Annotated in this window: 16 protein-coding genes; 10 read left to right on the forward strand and 6 right to left on the reverse strand. The window is 68.8% G+C overall.

Annotation, left to right across the window (positions count from 1 at the left end):
• Positions 1-17: 17 nt before the first annotated feature.
• Positions 18-767, reverse strand: coding sequence for a DUF2189 domain-containing protein (locus OCL97_RS01785; protein ID WP_377367052.1), 750 nt, complete (start codon positions 765-767; stop codon positions 18-20).
• A 308-nt stretch (positions 768-1,075) separates the two neighbouring features.
• Between OCL97_RS01785 and ptsP the strand changes: the two genes are divergently transcribed.
• Both ptsP and OCL97_RS01795 read left to right on the forward strand, forming a co-directional pair.
• Positions 1,076-3,340 carry a phosphoenolpyruvate--protein phosphotransferase gene (gene ptsP / locus OCL97_RS01790; RefSeq protein WP_305336698.1) on the forward strand — a complete coding sequence of 755 codons (2,265 nt, stop codon included), beginning with the start codon at positions 1,076-1,078 and terminating at the stop codon, positions 3,338-3,340.
• A gap of 161 nt (positions 3,341-3,501) precedes the next feature.
• A complete protein-coding gene (locus OCL97_RS01795; protein ID WP_377367054.1) occupies positions 3,502-4,512 on the forward strand; it encodes a nucleotidyltransferase domain-containing protein in 1,011 nt (336 codons plus the stop codon).
• Here OCL97_RS01795 and OCL97_RS01800 read toward each other — a convergent pair.
• The 3 genes from OCL97_RS01800 to OCL97_RS01810 all read right to left on the reverse strand — a co-directional run bounded on the left by OCL97_RS01800 (position 4,509) and on the right by OCL97_RS01810 (position 7,082).
• Positions 4,509-5,219 (reverse strand): hypothetical protein, encoded by a 711-nt coding sequence (locus OCL97_RS01800; protein WP_377367056.1) that lies wholly within the window; start codon positions 5,217-5,219, stop codon positions 4,509-4,511. The genes OCL97_RS01795 and OCL97_RS01800 overlap by 4 nt on opposite strands.
• A gap of 185 nt (positions 5,220-5,404) precedes the next feature.
• Positions 5,405-5,884, reverse strand: a complete 480-nt coding sequence (greA, locus tag OCL97_RS01805) for a transcription elongation factor GreA (protein WP_304774619.1) — start codon at positions 5,882-5,884, stop codon at positions 5,405-5,407.
• 46 nt (positions 5,885-5,930) lie between these two features.
• Positions 5,931-7,082 (reverse strand): saccharopine dehydrogenase family protein, encoded by a 1,152-nt coding sequence (locus OCL97_RS01810; RefSeq protein WP_377367058.1) that lies wholly within the window; start codon positions 7,080-7,082, stop codon positions 5,931-5,933.
• A 159-nt stretch (positions 7,083-7,241) separates the two neighbouring features.
• On the opposite strand from OCL97_RS01810, the gene OCL97_RS01815 reads away from it, so the two are divergent.
• The 3 genes from OCL97_RS01815 to OCL97_RS01825 all read left to right on the forward strand — a co-directional run bounded on the left by OCL97_RS01815 (position 7,242) and on the right by OCL97_RS01825 (position 9,000).
• Positions 7,242-7,514: a hypothetical protein gene (locus OCL97_RS01815; RefSeq protein ID WP_377367060.1), complete on the forward strand. Its 273-nt coding sequence runs from the start codon at positions 7,242-7,244 to the stop codon at positions 7,512-7,514.
• A complete protein-coding gene (locus OCL97_RS01820) occupies positions 7,511-8,119 on the forward strand; it encodes an FkbM family methyltransferase (RefSeq protein ID WP_377367062.1) in 609 nt (202 codons plus the stop codon). The genes OCL97_RS01815 and OCL97_RS01820 overlap by 4 nt, the downstream gene beginning before the upstream one ends.
• 119 nt (positions 8,120-8,238) lie before the next feature.
• Positions 8,239-9,000: a hypothetical protein gene (locus OCL97_RS01825; RefSeq protein WP_377367064.1), complete on the forward strand. Its 762-nt coding sequence runs from the start codon at positions 8,239-8,241 to the stop codon at positions 8,998-9,000.
• Here OCL97_RS01825 and OCL97_RS01830 read toward each other — a convergent pair.
• Complete coding sequence (locus tag OCL97_RS01830; protein WP_377367066.1) at positions 8,997-9,782, reverse strand: class I SAM-dependent methyltransferase; 786 nt, start codon at positions 9,780-9,782, stop codon at positions 8,997-8,999. The genes OCL97_RS01825 and OCL97_RS01830 overlap by 4 nt on opposite strands.
• Positions 9,783-10,210: 428 nt before the next feature.
• Here OCL97_RS01830 and OCL97_RS01835 point away from each other — a divergent pair, with 428 nt between their 5' ends.
• The 5 genes from OCL97_RS01835 to OCL97_RS01855 all read left to right on the forward strand — a co-directional run bounded on the left by OCL97_RS01835 (position 10,211) and on the right by OCL97_RS01855 (position 14,077).
• Complete coding sequence (locus tag OCL97_RS01835) at positions 10,211-11,143, forward strand: RodZ domain-containing protein (RefSeq protein ID WP_377367068.1); 933 nt, start codon at positions 10,211-10,213, stop codon at positions 11,141-11,143.
• A 171-nt stretch (positions 11,144-11,314) separates the two neighbouring features.
• Positions 11,315-12,451 (forward strand): flavodoxin-dependent (E)-4-hydroxy-3-methylbut-2-enyl-diphosphate synthase, encoded by a 1,137-nt coding sequence (gene ispG, locus OCL97_RS01840; protein WP_377367070.1) that lies wholly within the window; start codon positions 11,315-11,317, stop codon positions 12,449-12,451.
• Between the two features lie 83 nt (positions 12,452-12,534).
• On the forward strand, positions 12,535-12,999 hold the full coding sequence (locus OCL97_RS01845; protein WP_377367072.1) for a hypothetical protein: 465 nt from the start codon (positions 12,535-12,537) through the stop codon (positions 12,997-12,999).
• A gap of 100 nt (positions 13,000-13,099) precedes the next feature.
• Positions 13,100-13,393 (forward strand): hypothetical protein, encoded by a 294-nt coding sequence (locus OCL97_RS01850; protein ID WP_304774604.1) that lies wholly within the window; start codon positions 13,100-13,102, stop codon positions 13,391-13,393.
• A gap of 156 nt (positions 13,394-13,549) precedes the next feature.
• A complete protein-coding gene (locus OCL97_RS01855) occupies positions 13,550-14,077 on the forward strand; it encodes a DeoR family transcriptional regulator (protein WP_377367074.1) in 528 nt (175 codons plus the stop codon).
• On the opposite strand, the gene OCL97_RS01860 is transcribed toward OCL97_RS01855, so the two are convergent.
• Entirely contained in the window at positions 14,074-14,400 is a 327-nt protein-coding gene (locus OCL97_RS01860; RefSeq protein WP_377367076.1) for a hypothetical protein, read from the reverse strand. The two genes, OCL97_RS01855 and OCL97_RS01860, sit on opposite strands and share 4 nt — an antisense overlap.
• Between the last annotated feature and the right edge of the window lie 138 nt (positions 14,401-14,538).

Consider the following 14,538-nt stretch of genomic DNA (forward strand, 5'->3'; position numbering starts at 1 on the left):
TCCTCGTCTGTGACCAGCTACGGAGCCGGCCCCACCGTGGATGCGTCCGGAGCCTCCACCAACTCACCATAGGCGCGCCAGGTGGCGAGGCCGAGCCAGGGGAAGACGATCACCAGGGCCAGGAAGCCGGTGAGGATGGTCGACAGGGTAAGGGCCGCGATCAGCAGGGCCCAGACGATCATCGGTCCGAAATTGGCGGCCACGGCGCGGAAGCTGGTGATGGTGGCGGCGAAGACGCTGGTCCCCCGGTCCAGCAGCATGGGGGCCGAGACCACCACCAGGCAGTAGGTGAGGAAGGCGATGGCCCCGCCGATCAGGGAGCCGACGATCAGCATGCGCTGACCCTCCGGCGTGGTGAGCGCGAAGGCCGCCAGGGTCTCCACCGTGCGGTAGATGACCCAGGTCGACAGGCCGTAGACGATCTGGGCGATCTGCAGCCAGAAGAAGAAGATCATCAGCAGGGCCAGGCCCAGGATGGCGACGTCGGCCGAGAGCGCCCGGGGCACGAACAGCATGCGGGCCAGGGTTGGGCGCTCGCCACGGGCCAGCAGGGCGCCGGCCTCGTAGAGCCCCATGGCCAGCATGGGCGCTACGAAGACAAAGCCGCAGGTCAGGGCGAAGACCCAGAAGGCGCCGCCGGTGGCCACGAAGCTCAGGGTCATCCACACACTGAAGGCCGCCAGCGCCAATCCGTAGGCCAGGAGAGGCGGCCAGGCGCGCCAGAGATCTTTCCAGGCGCCCCCCAGCCAGCGGAACGGCGCGGCCATGCCGATCCGCCTCACCCGCGGCAATCCGCCCGATGACGTCATGGTCCCTCCCCCGCACGCTGGCGTCGTTGCACCGCGGCCCTCCCAGGGTCGGGTGTGGAGGGCCCCGGCCGCATTGAGCCAGATCAAAGTTCGTCATCGCCCCGCGGTCCGCGCGCTCAAACTTGCGCCACCGGCGACATTCCTGCGTCCACTCGACGCTTTTCCGTCTCCGTTCCGACGTCCAAAGCTGCTAGGGAGCGGTCAAGACGGCCGGGCTGGCCGCGGCCGCCCGGCTGGGCGGGAGTTTCGGGAGGGACGCAGGGCCGATGGCCGCACCAGGCATCGCCATTCGAGGACAACGGAGCCTGCTGCGGCAGATCCGCGAGGCGCTGGCCGGCGGCGGGCCCGCGCAGTCACGCCTGGACATGGTGGTGCGCATCATCGCGCGCTCGATGGTGGCCGAGGTCTGCTCGCTCTACATGCGCGGCGGCGCCAACGACATGGAGCTGTTCGCCACCGAGGGCCTGGACCCCACCGCTGTCCACGTCACCCGGCTGAAGCCCGGCGAGGGCCTGGTGGGCGAGATTCTTCGCCTGGGCCGGCCGCTGAACCTGTCGGACGCCCCCAACCACCCAGCCTTCTCCTACCGCCCCGAGACCGGCGAAGACCCGTTCCACGCCTTCATGGGGGTGCCCCTGCTGCGCGGCGGGCGGGTGATCGGCGTGCTGGTGGTCCAGAACCGCACCGAGCGGGTCTATTCCGACGACGAGGTCGAGGACCTGCAGATCGTCGCCATGGTGCTGGCCGAGATGGTGGCCAGCAGCGAGCTGGCCAGCGAAGGCGCGCTGAAGAACGCCGAGCTGGTGCCCCACCGCCCCGAGCGGCTGAAGGGCGCCAAGTTCGCCGACGGCCTGGCGCTGGGCGTCGTGGTCCTGCACGAGCCGCCGGTGGCGACCTCCAAGCTGCTGAGCGACGACGTGGCGGCCGAGGAGATCCGGCTGTCCACCGCGGTCGCCAGCCTGCAGGCCCAGATCGACCAGATGCTGGACGGCCAGCACGGGCTGGTTGAAGCCAGTTATGAGGTGCTCGACACCTACCGGATGTTCGCCCACGACCGCGGCTGGAACCGCAGCCTGGAGGACGCGGTGCGCAACGGCCTGACCGCCGAGGCGGCGGTGGAGCGAGTGCGTTCCGAGCACCGCGCCCGCCTGGGCCAGGCCCGCGACCCCTATCTGCGCGAACGGCTGCACGACCTCGAAGACCTCAACGACCGGCTGCTGCGCCACCTGTCGGGCGAAGGTCACAAAACCCGCGAACTGCCCCAGGGCGCCATCCTGATCGCCCGCAACCTAGGCCCCGCCGACCTGCTGGAATACGACCGCACCAAGCTGAAGGGCCTTTTGCTGGAGGAAGGCTCGGCGGCGAGCCACGCGGCCATCGTGGCGCGCGCGCTGGACATCCCCTGCGTGGGGCGGCTGGCGGGCCTGCGGGACAAGGTGTCGGAGGGCGACACCGTCATCGTCGACGCCGAGACCGGCGAGGCCTATCTGCGGCCCCGGCCCGACGTCATCAAGGCGCTGCAGGCCAGACTTGAGGTGCGCACCCAGCGGCGGGCGGAATTCGCCAAGCTGCGCGACACCCCGGCCTTCACCCGCGACGGCGCCAAGATCACCCTGCTGATGAACGCAGGCCTGGACGTCGACCTGGACATCCTGGCCGAGACCGGGGCGGAGGGCATCGGCCTGTTCCGCACCGAGTTCCAGTTCATGGTGGCCGAGGAGATGCCGCGCTTCAACGCCCAGACCGCCCTCTATGGCCGGGTCATGGACGCGGCCGGCGACCTGGCGGTGACCTTCCGGACGCTCGACCTGGGCGGGGACAAGGTGCTGCCCTATCTAGAGGCCGAGCGGGAGGACAATCCAGCCCTGGGCTGGCGGGCGATCCGCATGGGCCTGGACCGGCCGGCCCTGCTGCGGCTGCAGCTGCGGGCGCTGATCGCCGCCGCCAGAGGCCGGCCGCTGCGGATCATGTTCCCGCTGGTGGCCAATGTGGACGAGTTCCGGGCGGCGCGCGCCCTGGTGGACCACGAAATCGCCTGGGCCCAGCGGCGGGGCCGCGCGGCGCCCTCGCGGCTGGAGGTGGGGGCCATGATCGAGGCGCCGTCGCTGATCTGGCACCTGGACGCCCTGCTGCCGATGACCGACTTCGTCAGCGTTGGGACCAACGACCTGATGCAATACCTGTTCGCCGCCGACCGGGGGAACCCGCGCGTGGCCGACCGCTACGACTTCCTGTCCCCGCCGGCGCTTCGGGCCCTGCAGCAGATCCAGCAGGCCTGCGCCGAGACCGGCACCCCGGTCTCGGTCTGCGGCGAGATGGCCGGCCGGCCCCTGGAGGCCTTCGTCCTGGTGGCGCTCGGCTTCGAGCGGCTGTCCATGCCGCCGGCGGGCCTGGGGCCAGTGAAGCAGATGGTGCTGTCCTGCGACCGCGAGGCGGCCCGGCGTGGGGTTTCAGCCCTGATCAAGAGCTCGGCGGGCTCGATCCGCAACGAGATCGAGACCCTGGCGCGCAAGACCTCCGTCGCCATCTAGACGCGCGACGCGACGCGGGTTTAGGCTCTCCCCTCCAGTTGGAGGACTCATTGGTGGCCACAGACAGCTGACCGGGCGGCGCCCAGCGCGCCTCGCTTTCCCGATCATTGCTCTCATTCGAGCCCGCGCCCGTGTGCGCCGGTTCCGACCACGGATATTCCATGCCCCAATCCCACACCCCGGCGCGCGAGGGCGCGACCCCCTATGCCGACCTCAACGGCGTGCTCCACCAGCTTGTGACCCGCGCCCAGGCCGTGCTCGGCGGCAACTTCGTGGGGGCCTATCTGCAGGGCTCCTTTGCGGTGGGCGACGCCGACGAACAGAGCGACGTCGATTTCCTGATCGTCACCGCCCGCGACGTGCCGCTCGCCCAACAGCCCGCCCTGCAAGCCACGCATGCCGAGCTCTTCAAGCTGCCCTCGCCCTGGGCGCAGCATCTGGAGGGCTCCTATGCGCCGGCCGCCGTCCTGCGGCGCTGGAGCCCCGAGCCTCGCGACCCTCCGGGGGAGCCGCGCGCGCCGGGCTGGGCCGATCCGGGCATGGCCGACATGCCGGCCCGGGCCTATCCGTTCCTCTATCTCGACAACGGCGCCAGCCGCCTGGTGCGGTCCGAGCACGACAACAGCCTGGTGGTGCGCTGGTGTCTGCGGGAGAAGGGCATCGTGCTCGCCGGCCCTCCGCCCGACCAGCTGGTGGACCCCGTGACGCCCGACGCCCTGCGGGCGGAGATTCGCACCCTGTTCCGCCGGGTGACCACCCTGTGGCTGGGCGGGTCGGTGGCCATCGACGCCAACTGGTTGCAGGCGTTCATCGTCACCCAGTACTGCCGGATGCTGCACAGCCTGGAGACCGGGACGGTGACCTCGAAGAAGGCCGCCAGCGCCTGGGCCAAGGGGCGGCTCGATGCGAAATGGGCGGGGCTGATCGACCGGTCTTGGGCCATCGGGCGATCGGTGCTGGCCCACAAGCTGGCGCCCGCCGATCCGCAGGCGGTGACGGAGACCCTGGCCTTCATCCGCTACGCTGTGAAGTGGGAGGCGATGGCGGGGTCCGCCACCAAGGGCGCGCACGGCGCCTCGCGGCCCCGCTGGCAGGACGCGGGCGGGCGTACGCGCGGCGGCCAGTCGGCGCCCTCCCCCATCCGGCCGGGTGGCCGGGGACGGCGGGGTTAGCCGGCGGCTGGGGGCCCGGGCGGCGCCGGGAACGCCAGGGGCGCCACGGCGGCCCCCGGCGATCCGGCCACGGCGGCGCGATAAATCGCGTCGCCGACCGGACTGTAGGTGATCGCCTCCGTCACCAGCAGGGAGCCGATCATCGCAGCGACGCCCCAGCTCCAGGCCGGATGCGCGCGGCCGCTGCGACGCTTGTCGAACCACATCCCCGCCAAGGGGAAGATCAAGCACACCACAAGGGTCGCCTCCCAGGCCCAGGGCGCGAGCAGGGGCATAGGCAGCAATCGCCCGAAGCCTGGGCCAAGCAAGATCGACATCGCGCAGAAATGCAGGCGGCGGTGCCAATCGGTCTGCCTGCGCATCAGGATCGCGGCGATGGTCAGGCCGGCGAAGGTCAGCAACGACACCGGGTCGAAGATCAGAAATTGCTGCGGCCGGAAGAAGAACGGCACGCCGCCGCGGCGCACGATCGCGAGCGTCACCGCGAACCCGAGGATCAGCATGGGCACCACCCAGGCCGCGGCGATCCAGCCAAGACGGCGGTGCAAGGCCGCCTGCCCCGTCGCCGCGAAAACGTTCTGCAGCAGATAGATCGCGACCCAACCCATGAACACGATCGCGTGGGCGTGAACGAGTGGCGGGGCGGAGAAGCTCGAGCGCCCCATCGCCAGTTGAACGGAGAACCCTGCGACGATCACCAGGGCCATTGCGGCGGCGCCCCGGACGAAAAAGCCCTCGTCCCGGCCGACCGGCGCGGGTGCGCCATCAGAAACTGCAGCCATCTCATCCCCCCCGGGACGCTGTCACGCCGGCCGATCAGCCCGGGCGGCTGCCGAGAATGTCGCAGCTTGTGGGCCCCGCGCCAAGTCTCGGAGAACCTTGTTCCATGGAATTAACCGACGGCGACGATCTCCACCTCGGCGCCCGCCAGCATGGCGGTGTCGCCGACGGACTTGCCCATCAGGGCGCGCGCCAGGGGGGAGACGTGAGACACCGTGCCCTGGGCCGGGTCGGCCTCGTCCTCGCCGACGATGCGGAAGGTCTGCCGGCGGCCGTCCTCGCGATCGATGGTGACGCCGCCGCCGAAGCGGACGGTGTCCGTGTCATCACTGGGCTCGATGAGCTGGGCGTTGGCGCGGCGGGCGGAATAGTAGCGCAGGTCGCGGGTGGCCCTGGCCATGGCGGTGCGGTCGGCCTCGATGCCGCCGGCGTGCTGGGCCGCCGCATAGTCGGCGCGCGCCTGGGCCAGGGCGGCGTCGATGAAGGCCAGGCCTTCCGGCGTCACCAGGTTCGGGTGCGGCGAGATCGGGCGGTCGGGGAGGTCGGCGGCGGTGGCCTCCGCATCCCCTTCCTTGGTGAACGCAACGCTCATGGATATTCCTTCAAGGTCCTGAGCGTCTAACGCGCCAGGGCGGGCTTCAGCTCTCGACCTTGAAGGTCAGGCCCGCCTTGTCCGACAGCCGCGTCACCAGCCGGTCGCCCAGAGCCGCGCCAGGCGTCCAGATACCGCCCGCCACGTCGGCGGCCTTCACGAGGGTGATGGCCGTCTCGGCGATGATCTTGGAGGTGGAGCCGTAGCCCGGGTCTTTGTCGCCATAGACCGAGACCTGAACCTTGCGGCCGTCCGGGGCGATGCCGATGAACAGGCAGTCGTAGAAACCAGCCTCCCGCTCTTCCTTGCTGGGGCCTTCACCCGGCTGCGGACCGCCCTCGGCGGGCATGTCGGCGAAGGCGGCGGGCGCCCTCGGATCGATGATCGACATCTCGTCATAGACGAAGTCAGTCCCGTAGGGGTGGCCCTGCAGCAGGTTGGAGCGGTGGACGTTCTTGGTGTTGATCGCCGCCATCATGAAGGGGCCGACGTCAGCGCCGACGTCGGGGTCGTGCTCCTGCTTGTTGCCAGGCGGCTGGGCCGGACCGGTGAAGCCCGGGGTCAGGGCGAAGGGGTTGATCATCAAGGCGAACAGGCTGGGGTCCTTTTGTAGCGCCGCCATGGTGGCGCGGCCCGAGGCCGCCGTGCCGCCCGACAGGCCGCCCAGCATCCGGCGCATCCGGCCCTTCACGCGGGGGACCATGGCGCCGAGTTTTTCCTTGGCGGTCTTCTGGGCGAAGTAGACGCCCAGCTCGAAGGGAATGGAGTCGAAGCCGCAGGAGAACAGGATGCGCGCGCCGCTCTGCTTGGCGGCGGCCTCATGCTTGCCGATCATCTCCGCCATCCAGTTGGGCTCGCCCGAGAGATCGAGATAGTCGGTCCCCTGGGCGGCGCACTCGGCCACCAGGTCCGAGCCATAGAGCTGGTAGGGGCCGACCGTGGTGAGGATCGCCTTGGCGCGGGAGACCATGGCCTTCACCGAAGCCGGGTCCGAGGCGTCGGCCACGATCAGGGGGGTGTCCTTGGGCGCGCCGATCTCGTCGCGGACCGAGGCCAGCTTGTCGGCGGAGCGGCCAGCCATGGCCCACTTCACGTCGCCGCCGACGCCGTACTGCTTGGCGAGGTACTCGGCCACCAGACGCCCGGTGAAGCCGGTGGCGCCATAGACGATGATGTCGAATTCGGCCTTGGGGTTCATGCGCCCACTTCCCTATTGAATTTGGCCGACCCTGCCGCGAACGCAGCGCCCAAGTAAACCCTCCCAGCCCGGGAGCCTCGGCCCGCCTGCAAATTAACTCCCCATGCAGACTGGCCGCCGGTAAGAGGAGGGCCCGAGCGAAGCGGACGAACCCAGGACATGCCCGAAGAGCCGCCTCCCGAAATCGCCGAACTCCTGGGCTGTGGCGGCAAGATTGAGGTCGCCGACATCGGCGCCGCGGCCATCGCCGAGACGCCGCCGTACAAGAAGCTGATCGACCTCGGACTTGCCCGGCTCAACGCCTTTGACGCCGACGTTCGGCAACACGACGAACTGAGGCGGATTTACGGGGGCGACCTCGCGCTTTTCACGCAGACCTCGGCGATGGCTCTGAGCAAATGCTTCACCTGGCCAGTCCTGCGTCAGGAATGACCTCCCTGCTGAAACCCTCCTCACCCGGCCTGGCCTTCTTCAACGGCTTTACCGCCTTCGGTGAGATTCACGGCTCCGAGCGGGTCGCCACCACCCGCCTCGACGCGGTGGAGCACCTGCCGAACCTCGACTATCTGAAGATGGATATTCAGGGGGCCGAGCTTCAGGTGCTTCAGCATGGCGTCGAACGGCTGCGGGACTGCTGCATGATCCAGCTGGAAGTGTCTTTCGTCCCGCTCTACGAGAACCAGCCATCGTTCGGCGAGGTCGACGTCTGGATGCGTGACCAAGGCTACATTCCGCACTGCTTCACCGATGTGAAACGCTGGTCGATCTCACCCGTGCGGCGCAGAAACAGCGACCGGGCTCCCTTCAACCAGCTGCTGGAGGCCGACATCGTCTACATGAAGGACTTCGCGCGGGTCGAGTCGTGGGACGATGAAATCCTGCGCCGAACAGCGCTGATCGCCCACTACTGCTACGACAGCTTCGACCTAGTGGGGCACCTCATCGCCAAGCTTCAAGACCGCGGAAGCCTGCCGCCCGGGAGCCTTAACCGCTATCTCGAGTTGCTGAACAAGAGCCGCCAACCGCAGGCTCAATAGGCAGGCCGCAAGCCAATTGAGCTGCGTCTCAAGGCCCAGACCCATTGCAGAGTCCGTCGTCGGACGGCAGAGAACGGACATAGCCTTTTTCATTTCAACGAACCTGAGATTCATTTCCAATGTCCGAGATCATTGTTCCGAGACAATTCCGCGGCCCACCCGTCACCGCCAACGGCGGCTATATCTGCGGCGTGCTCTCCAATGCGGTCGGCGGCCGCGGCAGCGCCATGCTGCGCAGCGGGGTTCCGCTGGATGTCCCCGTCACCCTCACCCCCGGTGAGGACGGCAGCGTGGTGCTGAGCAACGCCGAGGGCCAGCCGCTCGGCTCGGCCAAGCCAGCCGCCGACGACGCCATCCCCATGCCGCCGACCCCGCCCACGGTGGAAGAGGCCCGTCGCTATCAGGCCGCCTCGCGGTTTGCGCAGAAGTCCCTGCATCGCGGCTGCTTCTCCTGCTGCATCGAGCGTGAGGACGGCGAGGGCCTGGGCGTTCACGTCGGCCAGATCGACGGCGCGCCTCTGGGAACCTGCGCCGGCCTCTGGACCCCGCACGCCAACTTCGCCAACCCCGATGGGACCATGCCCGACGAGATCACCTGGGCGGCGCTCGACTGCTCGGGCTCCATGGCCTGGTGGGTGAAGACCGAGACCCCCGTGGGCCTGCTGGGCACCATGGCCGGCGAGGTCCTGGTCAAGCCCAAGGCCGGGGAGACCTATGTCGTCGTCGCCTGGGCCGACCGGGTCGAGGGCCGCAAGCACTTCGCCGGCGTCGCCCTGTTCGACGCCAACGGCCAGGTGATGGCCCGCAGCGGCCAGATCTGGATCGGCCGCCCGCCCGGCGCGCCGCCCTACCAGATGCCGCCGGTGACCGCGAACGCCTAGAGCTTCACAGCTCGCGTCGCCATGCAGGTCGGGAAATAGGCGGAGCGTCCGGTATCGGGCGCGCCGCCATCTCGGTCCTCGAACATGTGGGTCAGGACGAGGCCGGCCTGCAGCTGGCCGCCGATCTGCGCCTCCAGGGTATGGCTGAACTCCACAGTGTGGTCGCGGGCCACCCGCCGGTCCAGCTCGTCGGGCGGCAGGTGGGTGATGTCGGCATAGGGCAGGGCGTGCCTGACGATCAGCTCACCGCGTTCCTCGGCGGCCGCGTCGAAGACGTAGACCATTGGGTTCATGAAGCCCGCCAGCAGCGCCCCACCCGGCCGCAGCACTCGGAAGCACTCGCGCCACACCGGCAGGATCTCTGGCGCGAAGCAGTTGGAGACGGGGTGGAAGATCAGGTCGAAGCTGGCGTCGTCGAAGGCCGACAGGTCGTGCATGAAGCCCTGGCGTGTGGTGAGGGAAAGTCCCTCGCGGGCCGCCACCACCTCGTCCTGCGCCAGTTGCCGGGCCGAGGCGTCGAACACGGTCACCCGTGCGCCCGCCGCCGCCAGGATCGGCCCCTGCTGCCCGCCGCCGGAGGCCAGGGCCAGGACATCCTTGCCTTCGATCTCTCCAAACCAGTCGTGCGGGACCGGGATATGAGGGGTCAGGACCACCGACCAGTCGCCCAGCCTGGCGCGGGCCACGTCCCCCGGGGATACGGGCCGCGTCCAGACGTCCTGTTCTTCGACACGGCGGTCCCAGCCCGCCTGGTTGTTTCGGGAAACCTCATCGGCCCGCATCTTCTCTTCCCCCTGGCTGGCGCGCCGTTATAGACGATCCCTCCCCGCACACCGGACTTGAGTGGAAGGTTTGTCTTCATAAGGGTGGGTAAGGGGGCCGCGAGGCCGCGACCGGGCGGAGCCGGACTGTCCCAATTTGGCGCAGGCGGCGCCAGATGACGCAAAATAACGGCCAAGCTTTCGCGCCTCGCCTTCAGCGCGAGTTAACCATGAGTGACCAAATAACGCATTGAATTCCGTAGTCTAGCGTGATACCTAGTCTGTTGTATTAACAACTCCGCACTTGGGCGGAGCGGGTCGCAACCGCGAAGTTAAGCCGCGGTCAAACAGTGGGGTGTCAGGTAGCCATGCCTCTCGATACTGGCGGGGTTACAAATCTGAATTTGCGAGCGGACGGGGATCGCGATCCCGGTCTCGCGGACTCCTACATGCCCACCATGGACACCGGACCTGACATCGGCGCGGCATTGAAGTCGGCACGCGAGTTTCGCGGCCTGACGCTGCAGGACGTGGCCGACTCCACGCGCATCCGCCGCGCCTATCTGGCGGCGATCGAAGAGATGCGCCTGGACGAGCTGCCCTCGCGCCCCTTCACCATCGGCTATGTGCGGGCCTACGCCAACGCGCTGGGTATGGACGGCGAAGCCGCGGTCGAGCGCTTCAAGCTGGACGAGCCAGCCCCTGACGAACCCCTGCGCGCGCCGGTCGGCGTGCGGCGCGACGGTGACCCGCGGGTCATGGCGATCGTCATCGTCGGCCTGCTGATCGTGGGCGCCATCATCATGTGGAACATCGCCCAGCGGGCCATGAACGAACAGGCGCCACCGGCGGCGAACGCGCCGGAAGCCTCCGCCGTCGGCCTGCCCGCGCCTGCGCCCCCCGGCGGTCCGGTGGCGCTCGGCGCGCCCCTGCCCGCGCCCGTGGAATCCACCACCCCCACGCCCTATGAAACCCCGGGCCTGGAAGCCGCCACCGCCGGCGATGGCTCCAGCAAGGCCGCCGACGACGCCGCCAAGCTGGCCAAGGCCAATCCCGAGACCGTGGTTCCCGCCGTTTCGGCGACGCCGCTCTCGGCCACCTTCGTTCCGGCGGGCCCGGTCTACGGCGCTCCGGCGGCAGGCTCTGTGGTCACCCTGCAGGTGCGCCGGCCCACCTCGGTGATCGTGCGCGGCGCCGACGGTTCGGTCTATTTCGCCCGCCAGCTCGCGGCCGGGGAAGCCTACCGCGCGCCGATGCTCAAGGGCCTAACGGTGGACGTCGCCGACCCGTCGGCGGTCCAGGTGTTCGTGGGCGGCCAGAGCAAGGGCCTGCTCCCCGCGCCCCAGACCCTGGTCTCCAAGCTGGCGGCGCCGGCGGAATAATCCCTCAGGGGATCTCGACACGCTCTAGCAGGACAGCGCAGCCAGCGGCCATCAGGCCGGCCAGCAGCAGCGGGATTGCGGATCGTCGCCTCGCGGTCATGTCCGCATGATAGCCGAGGCGCCACGCAGGGCTTGGGATTTCGCGGCGAGGAGCCTATTTTCCCCGACATCATGACCGGTCACGATCACACCCATCTCCGTCCGTGGCGCGCCATCACGCGCCGGCCCTCCCGCAAGATCCGGGTGGGGAATGTGGAGGTCGGCGGCGACGCGCCCATCACCGTGCAGTCGATGACCAACACCCTGACGGCCGACGCCAACGCGACCATCGGCCAGATCCGCCAGCTGGAGGAGGCCGGGGCCGACATCGTGCGGGTCTCCTGCCCCGATGTGGAGTCCACGGCGGCGTTGTCCACCATCGTGAGGGCCTCGAAGGTCCCGATCGTGGCCGACATCCATTTCCACTACAAACGCGGCATCGAGGCGGCCAAGGCGGGCGCCGCCTGCCTGCGGATCAATCCCGGCAATATCGGCCGGCCCGACCGGGTGCGTGAAGTCATCCAGGCGGCCCGCGACCACGGCTGCTCCATGCGCATCGGCGTCAACGCCGGGAGCCTGGAGCCCCATCTACTGGAAAAGTACGGCGAGCCCTGCCCCGAGGCGATGGTCGAGAGCGCGCTGGACCATGCCCGCATCCTGCAGGACCACGATTTCCACGAGTTCAAGATCAGCGTGAAAGCCTCGGACATCTTCATGACCGTGGCCGCCTACCAACTTCTCTCCGAACAGATCGACTGTCCGCTGCACGTCGGCGTCACCGAGGCGGGCGGCCTGCGTTCGGGCACCATCAAGTCCTCGATCGGCATGGGCAACCTGCTGTGGGCCGGGATCGGCGACACCATCCGGGTCAGCCTGGCCGCCGACCCGGTGGAGGAGATCAAGGTCGGCTTCGACATGCTGAAGTCCCTGGGCCTGCGCCACCGCGGCATCAACATCATCGCCTGCCCCTCCTGCGCGCGGCAGGGGTTCAACGTCATCAAGACGGTGGAGACCCTGGAGGCGCGGCTGGCGCACATCGCCACGCCTATGAGCCTGTCGATCATCGGCTGCGTGGTGAACGGCCCGGGCGAGGCCCTGATGACCGACATCGGCTTCACCGGCGGCGGCAAGGGCGCGGGCATGGTCTATGTGGCGGGCAAGCCCGACCACAAGATGGACAACGAGCAGATGGTCGAGCACATCGTCCAACTCGTCGAGGCCAAGGCCGCCGAACTGGACGCCGCCAGGCTCCTGGAAGCCGCCGAGTAGACTGGCGCCCGCAACGTCGTTGATGGCCGCCCCCAGCCGCCCCCGGTGAACCCGGGGCCAGCTCGTTCGTTGAACGCATTCGTATGATGACAAACGCTTCGCCCAGACCCGACAACCGCCGCGCCACCGCGCGGATCATGACCCACGAGGTGCTCAAAGGGCTGGCCGCCATGGCCCGCACCAGCGGCGGCGACATGATCCAGTTCCTGGTGTTCAGCGGCATCTGGAGCGCCAACACCCAGCACCTGATCGGCGGCAAGGGACGCTATGCCGAGCTGACCGATATCCCGCCCGACAGCCAGCGCCGGCCGATCTCGGAAGCGGTCCTGGCGGATATGCTGTGCATGCCGCGGGACATCGTCGCCCGCTATGTGGAGAAGCTGGTGGCCGAGGGCGCCGCCGAGCGGCTTGGCGACGGCCTGGTGATCCCATCGGCGGTGTTCACGCGGCCGGAGATGATGGACCGGAACAACGAGATCTATGCCCGCGTACTGAGCCTCGTGAGCGCCTTGCGCGGAGCCGGTTTCTCCTTCGGTGACGAAGACTAGCCAACAGGTTCGCGAATAATTCAAAGTTGACGCCGGGGTCACCACTTGCGCCCCGGCGATTGCCTTGGTTAGGTGCCGGCCACCATAAGGGAGGGACACCATGTCCGCTGACGGCAACTGGAAGATCACCATCAACTCGCCCATGGGCGCGCAGACGGTTACGGCCTCTATCAAGACGGACGGCGGCGCCTTCACCGGGACCACCCAAACCCCGGCCGGTGAGCAGGCCATCGAAGGCAAGGTCGACGGCGACAAGCTGACCTGGTCCACCTCCATCACCTCGCCCATGCCCATGACGCTGGAATTCGAAGCCACCGTTTCGGGCGACAGCATGTCGGGCAATGTGAAGCTCGGCGCCTTCGGCAACGCGCCGCTGACCGGCGTTCGCGCTTAAGGTCAAAGTCGCTCTCACGAGCGCTGCAATCGCGGAGGGCGGGTCGACCTGGGTCGGCCCGCCCTTTTCCGTGGGCGGCCCCGCGAATGTAAACCATTGTCAAAACCCCCCAATCTGGGGGTCGGGGCCATCGCGCTCCCGTCAAGCTTCACCATAATGGGGTTCGTCAGCGGCGCTCGCCGCCTGGAACGGGGCCTGGTCGTGGACAGTGAACTGAGGGAACGCGTCGCGGTCCGCATGGCGATAGGGGCCATCCTCCGGGCCGTCGAGATGGTCAATCGCGAGTATGACGGCGACATCACCGCGGCCCTGGTCTTCGCAGCCGTTGTGGAGGCCAATGTCGGCCACCTGGCGACCAATCCCCAGTCCACGGCCCAGCTGGCGACCCTGGTGCGCCTGCCTCCGGACGAACTCCGGCGGCCGGTGACCGGCGTCGCCCTGGCCGCCACCCTGGGCATTCCCAATGAGACGGTGCGGCGCAAGGTGAAGGGGCTGATCGAACAGGGCCTGTTGGTGCGCGTGGACGGCGGCCTGATCGTTCCCACGCAGGTCATGGCCAGCGAAAAGATGACCCGGCTGACCCGGGCGAGCTTCCTGAACCTACGCCGGCTGTTCATCCAGCTTCGGCGAATCGGGGTCGATCTGAGCGACGATGGCGCGGACCTGGAGGCGGCGGTCGCCTAGAGGGTGGCCGAGGCCGCCACGTCGCGGGCGGCGCCGCCGGCGCGCAGGAAGGCCTCGGCCTCGGCGGTCAGGGCCCAGCGGTGGGAGCCGGGACCGAAGGGCTTGCGGAACAGCGGGCGGACGCCCCGGCTGTCACGGTCGGAGCCCGAGTGGGCGTCAAAGGCCGCGACGGCGCGGGCCCGCAGGCTGAGCTGCACCTCGCCTTCCGACGCGCGATTCATGGCCAGGACTTCCAGCACGCGGTCGCGGTGGGCCGAGCCGCCGAGATGCAGCAGGGCCTCGGCGATCTCGCCGACCATGGGGTCCACGCCCTTACGGGACATGGTCCGGCGCGGCCTTCTTTTCTCGGGCTCTAGGATCGACGGCATGGGGTGACCATAGGCGCGGGCCCCGCGTCGGGAAACCCGGCAACCCTCAGTAGGCGAACCTTCGGCGGCCAGATTGGGTGTGAGGCGAACATC

Origin of the sequence: Phenylobacterium ferrooxidans (assembly GCF_042714595.1) — a bacterium.
GTDB lineage: Bacteria > Pseudomonadota > Alphaproteobacteria > Caulobacterales > Caulobacteraceae > Phenylobacterium > Phenylobacterium ferrooxidans.

Bases quoted from the DNA above. Each gene is read 5' to 3' on its own strand.
- OCL97_RS01785 (WP_377367052.1), bottom strand. From the start codon at position 767: ATGGCCGCGCCGTTCCGCTGGCTGGGGGGCGCCTGGAAAGATCTCTGG.
- ptsP (WP_305336698.1), top strand. From the start codon at position 1,076: ATGGCCGCACCAGGCATCGCCATTCGAGGACAACGGAGCCTGCTGCGG.
- OCL97_RS01795 (WP_377367054.1), top strand. From the start codon at position 3,502: ATGCCCCAATCCCACACCCCGGCGCGCGAGGGCGCGACCCCCTATGCC.
- OCL97_RS01800 (WP_377367056.1), bottom strand. From the start codon at position 5,219: ATGGCCCTGGTGATCGTCGCAGGGTTCTCCGTTCAACTGGCGATGGGG.
- greA (WP_304774619.1), bottom strand. From the start codon at position 5,884: ATGAGCGTTGCGTTCACCAAGGAAGGGGATGCGGAGGCCACCGCCGCC.
- OCL97_RS01810 (WP_377367058.1), bottom strand. From the start codon at position 7,082: ATGAACCCCAAGGCCGAATTCGACATCATCGTCTATGGCGCCACCGGC.
- OCL97_RS01815 (WP_377367060.1), top strand. From the start codon at position 7,242: ATGCCCGAAGAGCCGCCTCCCGAAATCGCCGAACTCCTGGGCTGTGGC.
- OCL97_RS01820 (WP_377367062.1), top strand. From the start codon at position 7,511: ATGACCTCCCTGCTGAAACCCTCCTCACCCGGCCTGGCCTTCTTCAAC.
- OCL97_RS01825 (WP_377367064.1), top strand. From the start codon at position 8,239: ATGTCCGAGATCATTGTTCCGAGACAATTCCGCGGCCCACCCGTCACC.
- OCL97_RS01830 (WP_377367066.1), bottom strand. From the start codon at position 9,782: ATGCGGGCCGATGAGGTTTCCCGAAACAACCAGGCGGGCTGGGACCGC.
- OCL97_RS01835 (WP_377367068.1), top strand. From the start codon at position 10,211: ATGCCCACCATGGACACCGGACCTGACATCGGCGCGGCATTGAAGTCG.
- ispG (WP_377367070.1), top strand. From the start codon at position 11,315: ATGACCGGTCACGATCACACCCATCTCCGTCCGTGGCGCGCCATCACG.
- OCL97_RS01845 (WP_377367072.1), top strand. From the start codon at position 12,535: ATGATGACAAACGCTTCGCCCAGACCCGACAACCGCCGCGCCACCGCG.
- OCL97_RS01850 (WP_304774604.1), top strand. From the start codon at position 13,100: ATGTCCGCTGACGGCAACTGGAAGATCACCATCAACTCGCCCATGGGC.
- OCL97_RS01855 (WP_377367074.1), top strand. From the start codon at position 13,550: ATGGGGTTCGTCAGCGGCGCTCGCCGCCTGGAACGGGGCCTGGTCGTG.
- OCL97_RS01860 (WP_377367076.1), bottom strand. From the start codon at position 14,400: ATGTCCCGTAAGGGCGTGGACCCCATGGTCGGCGAGATCGCCGAGGCC.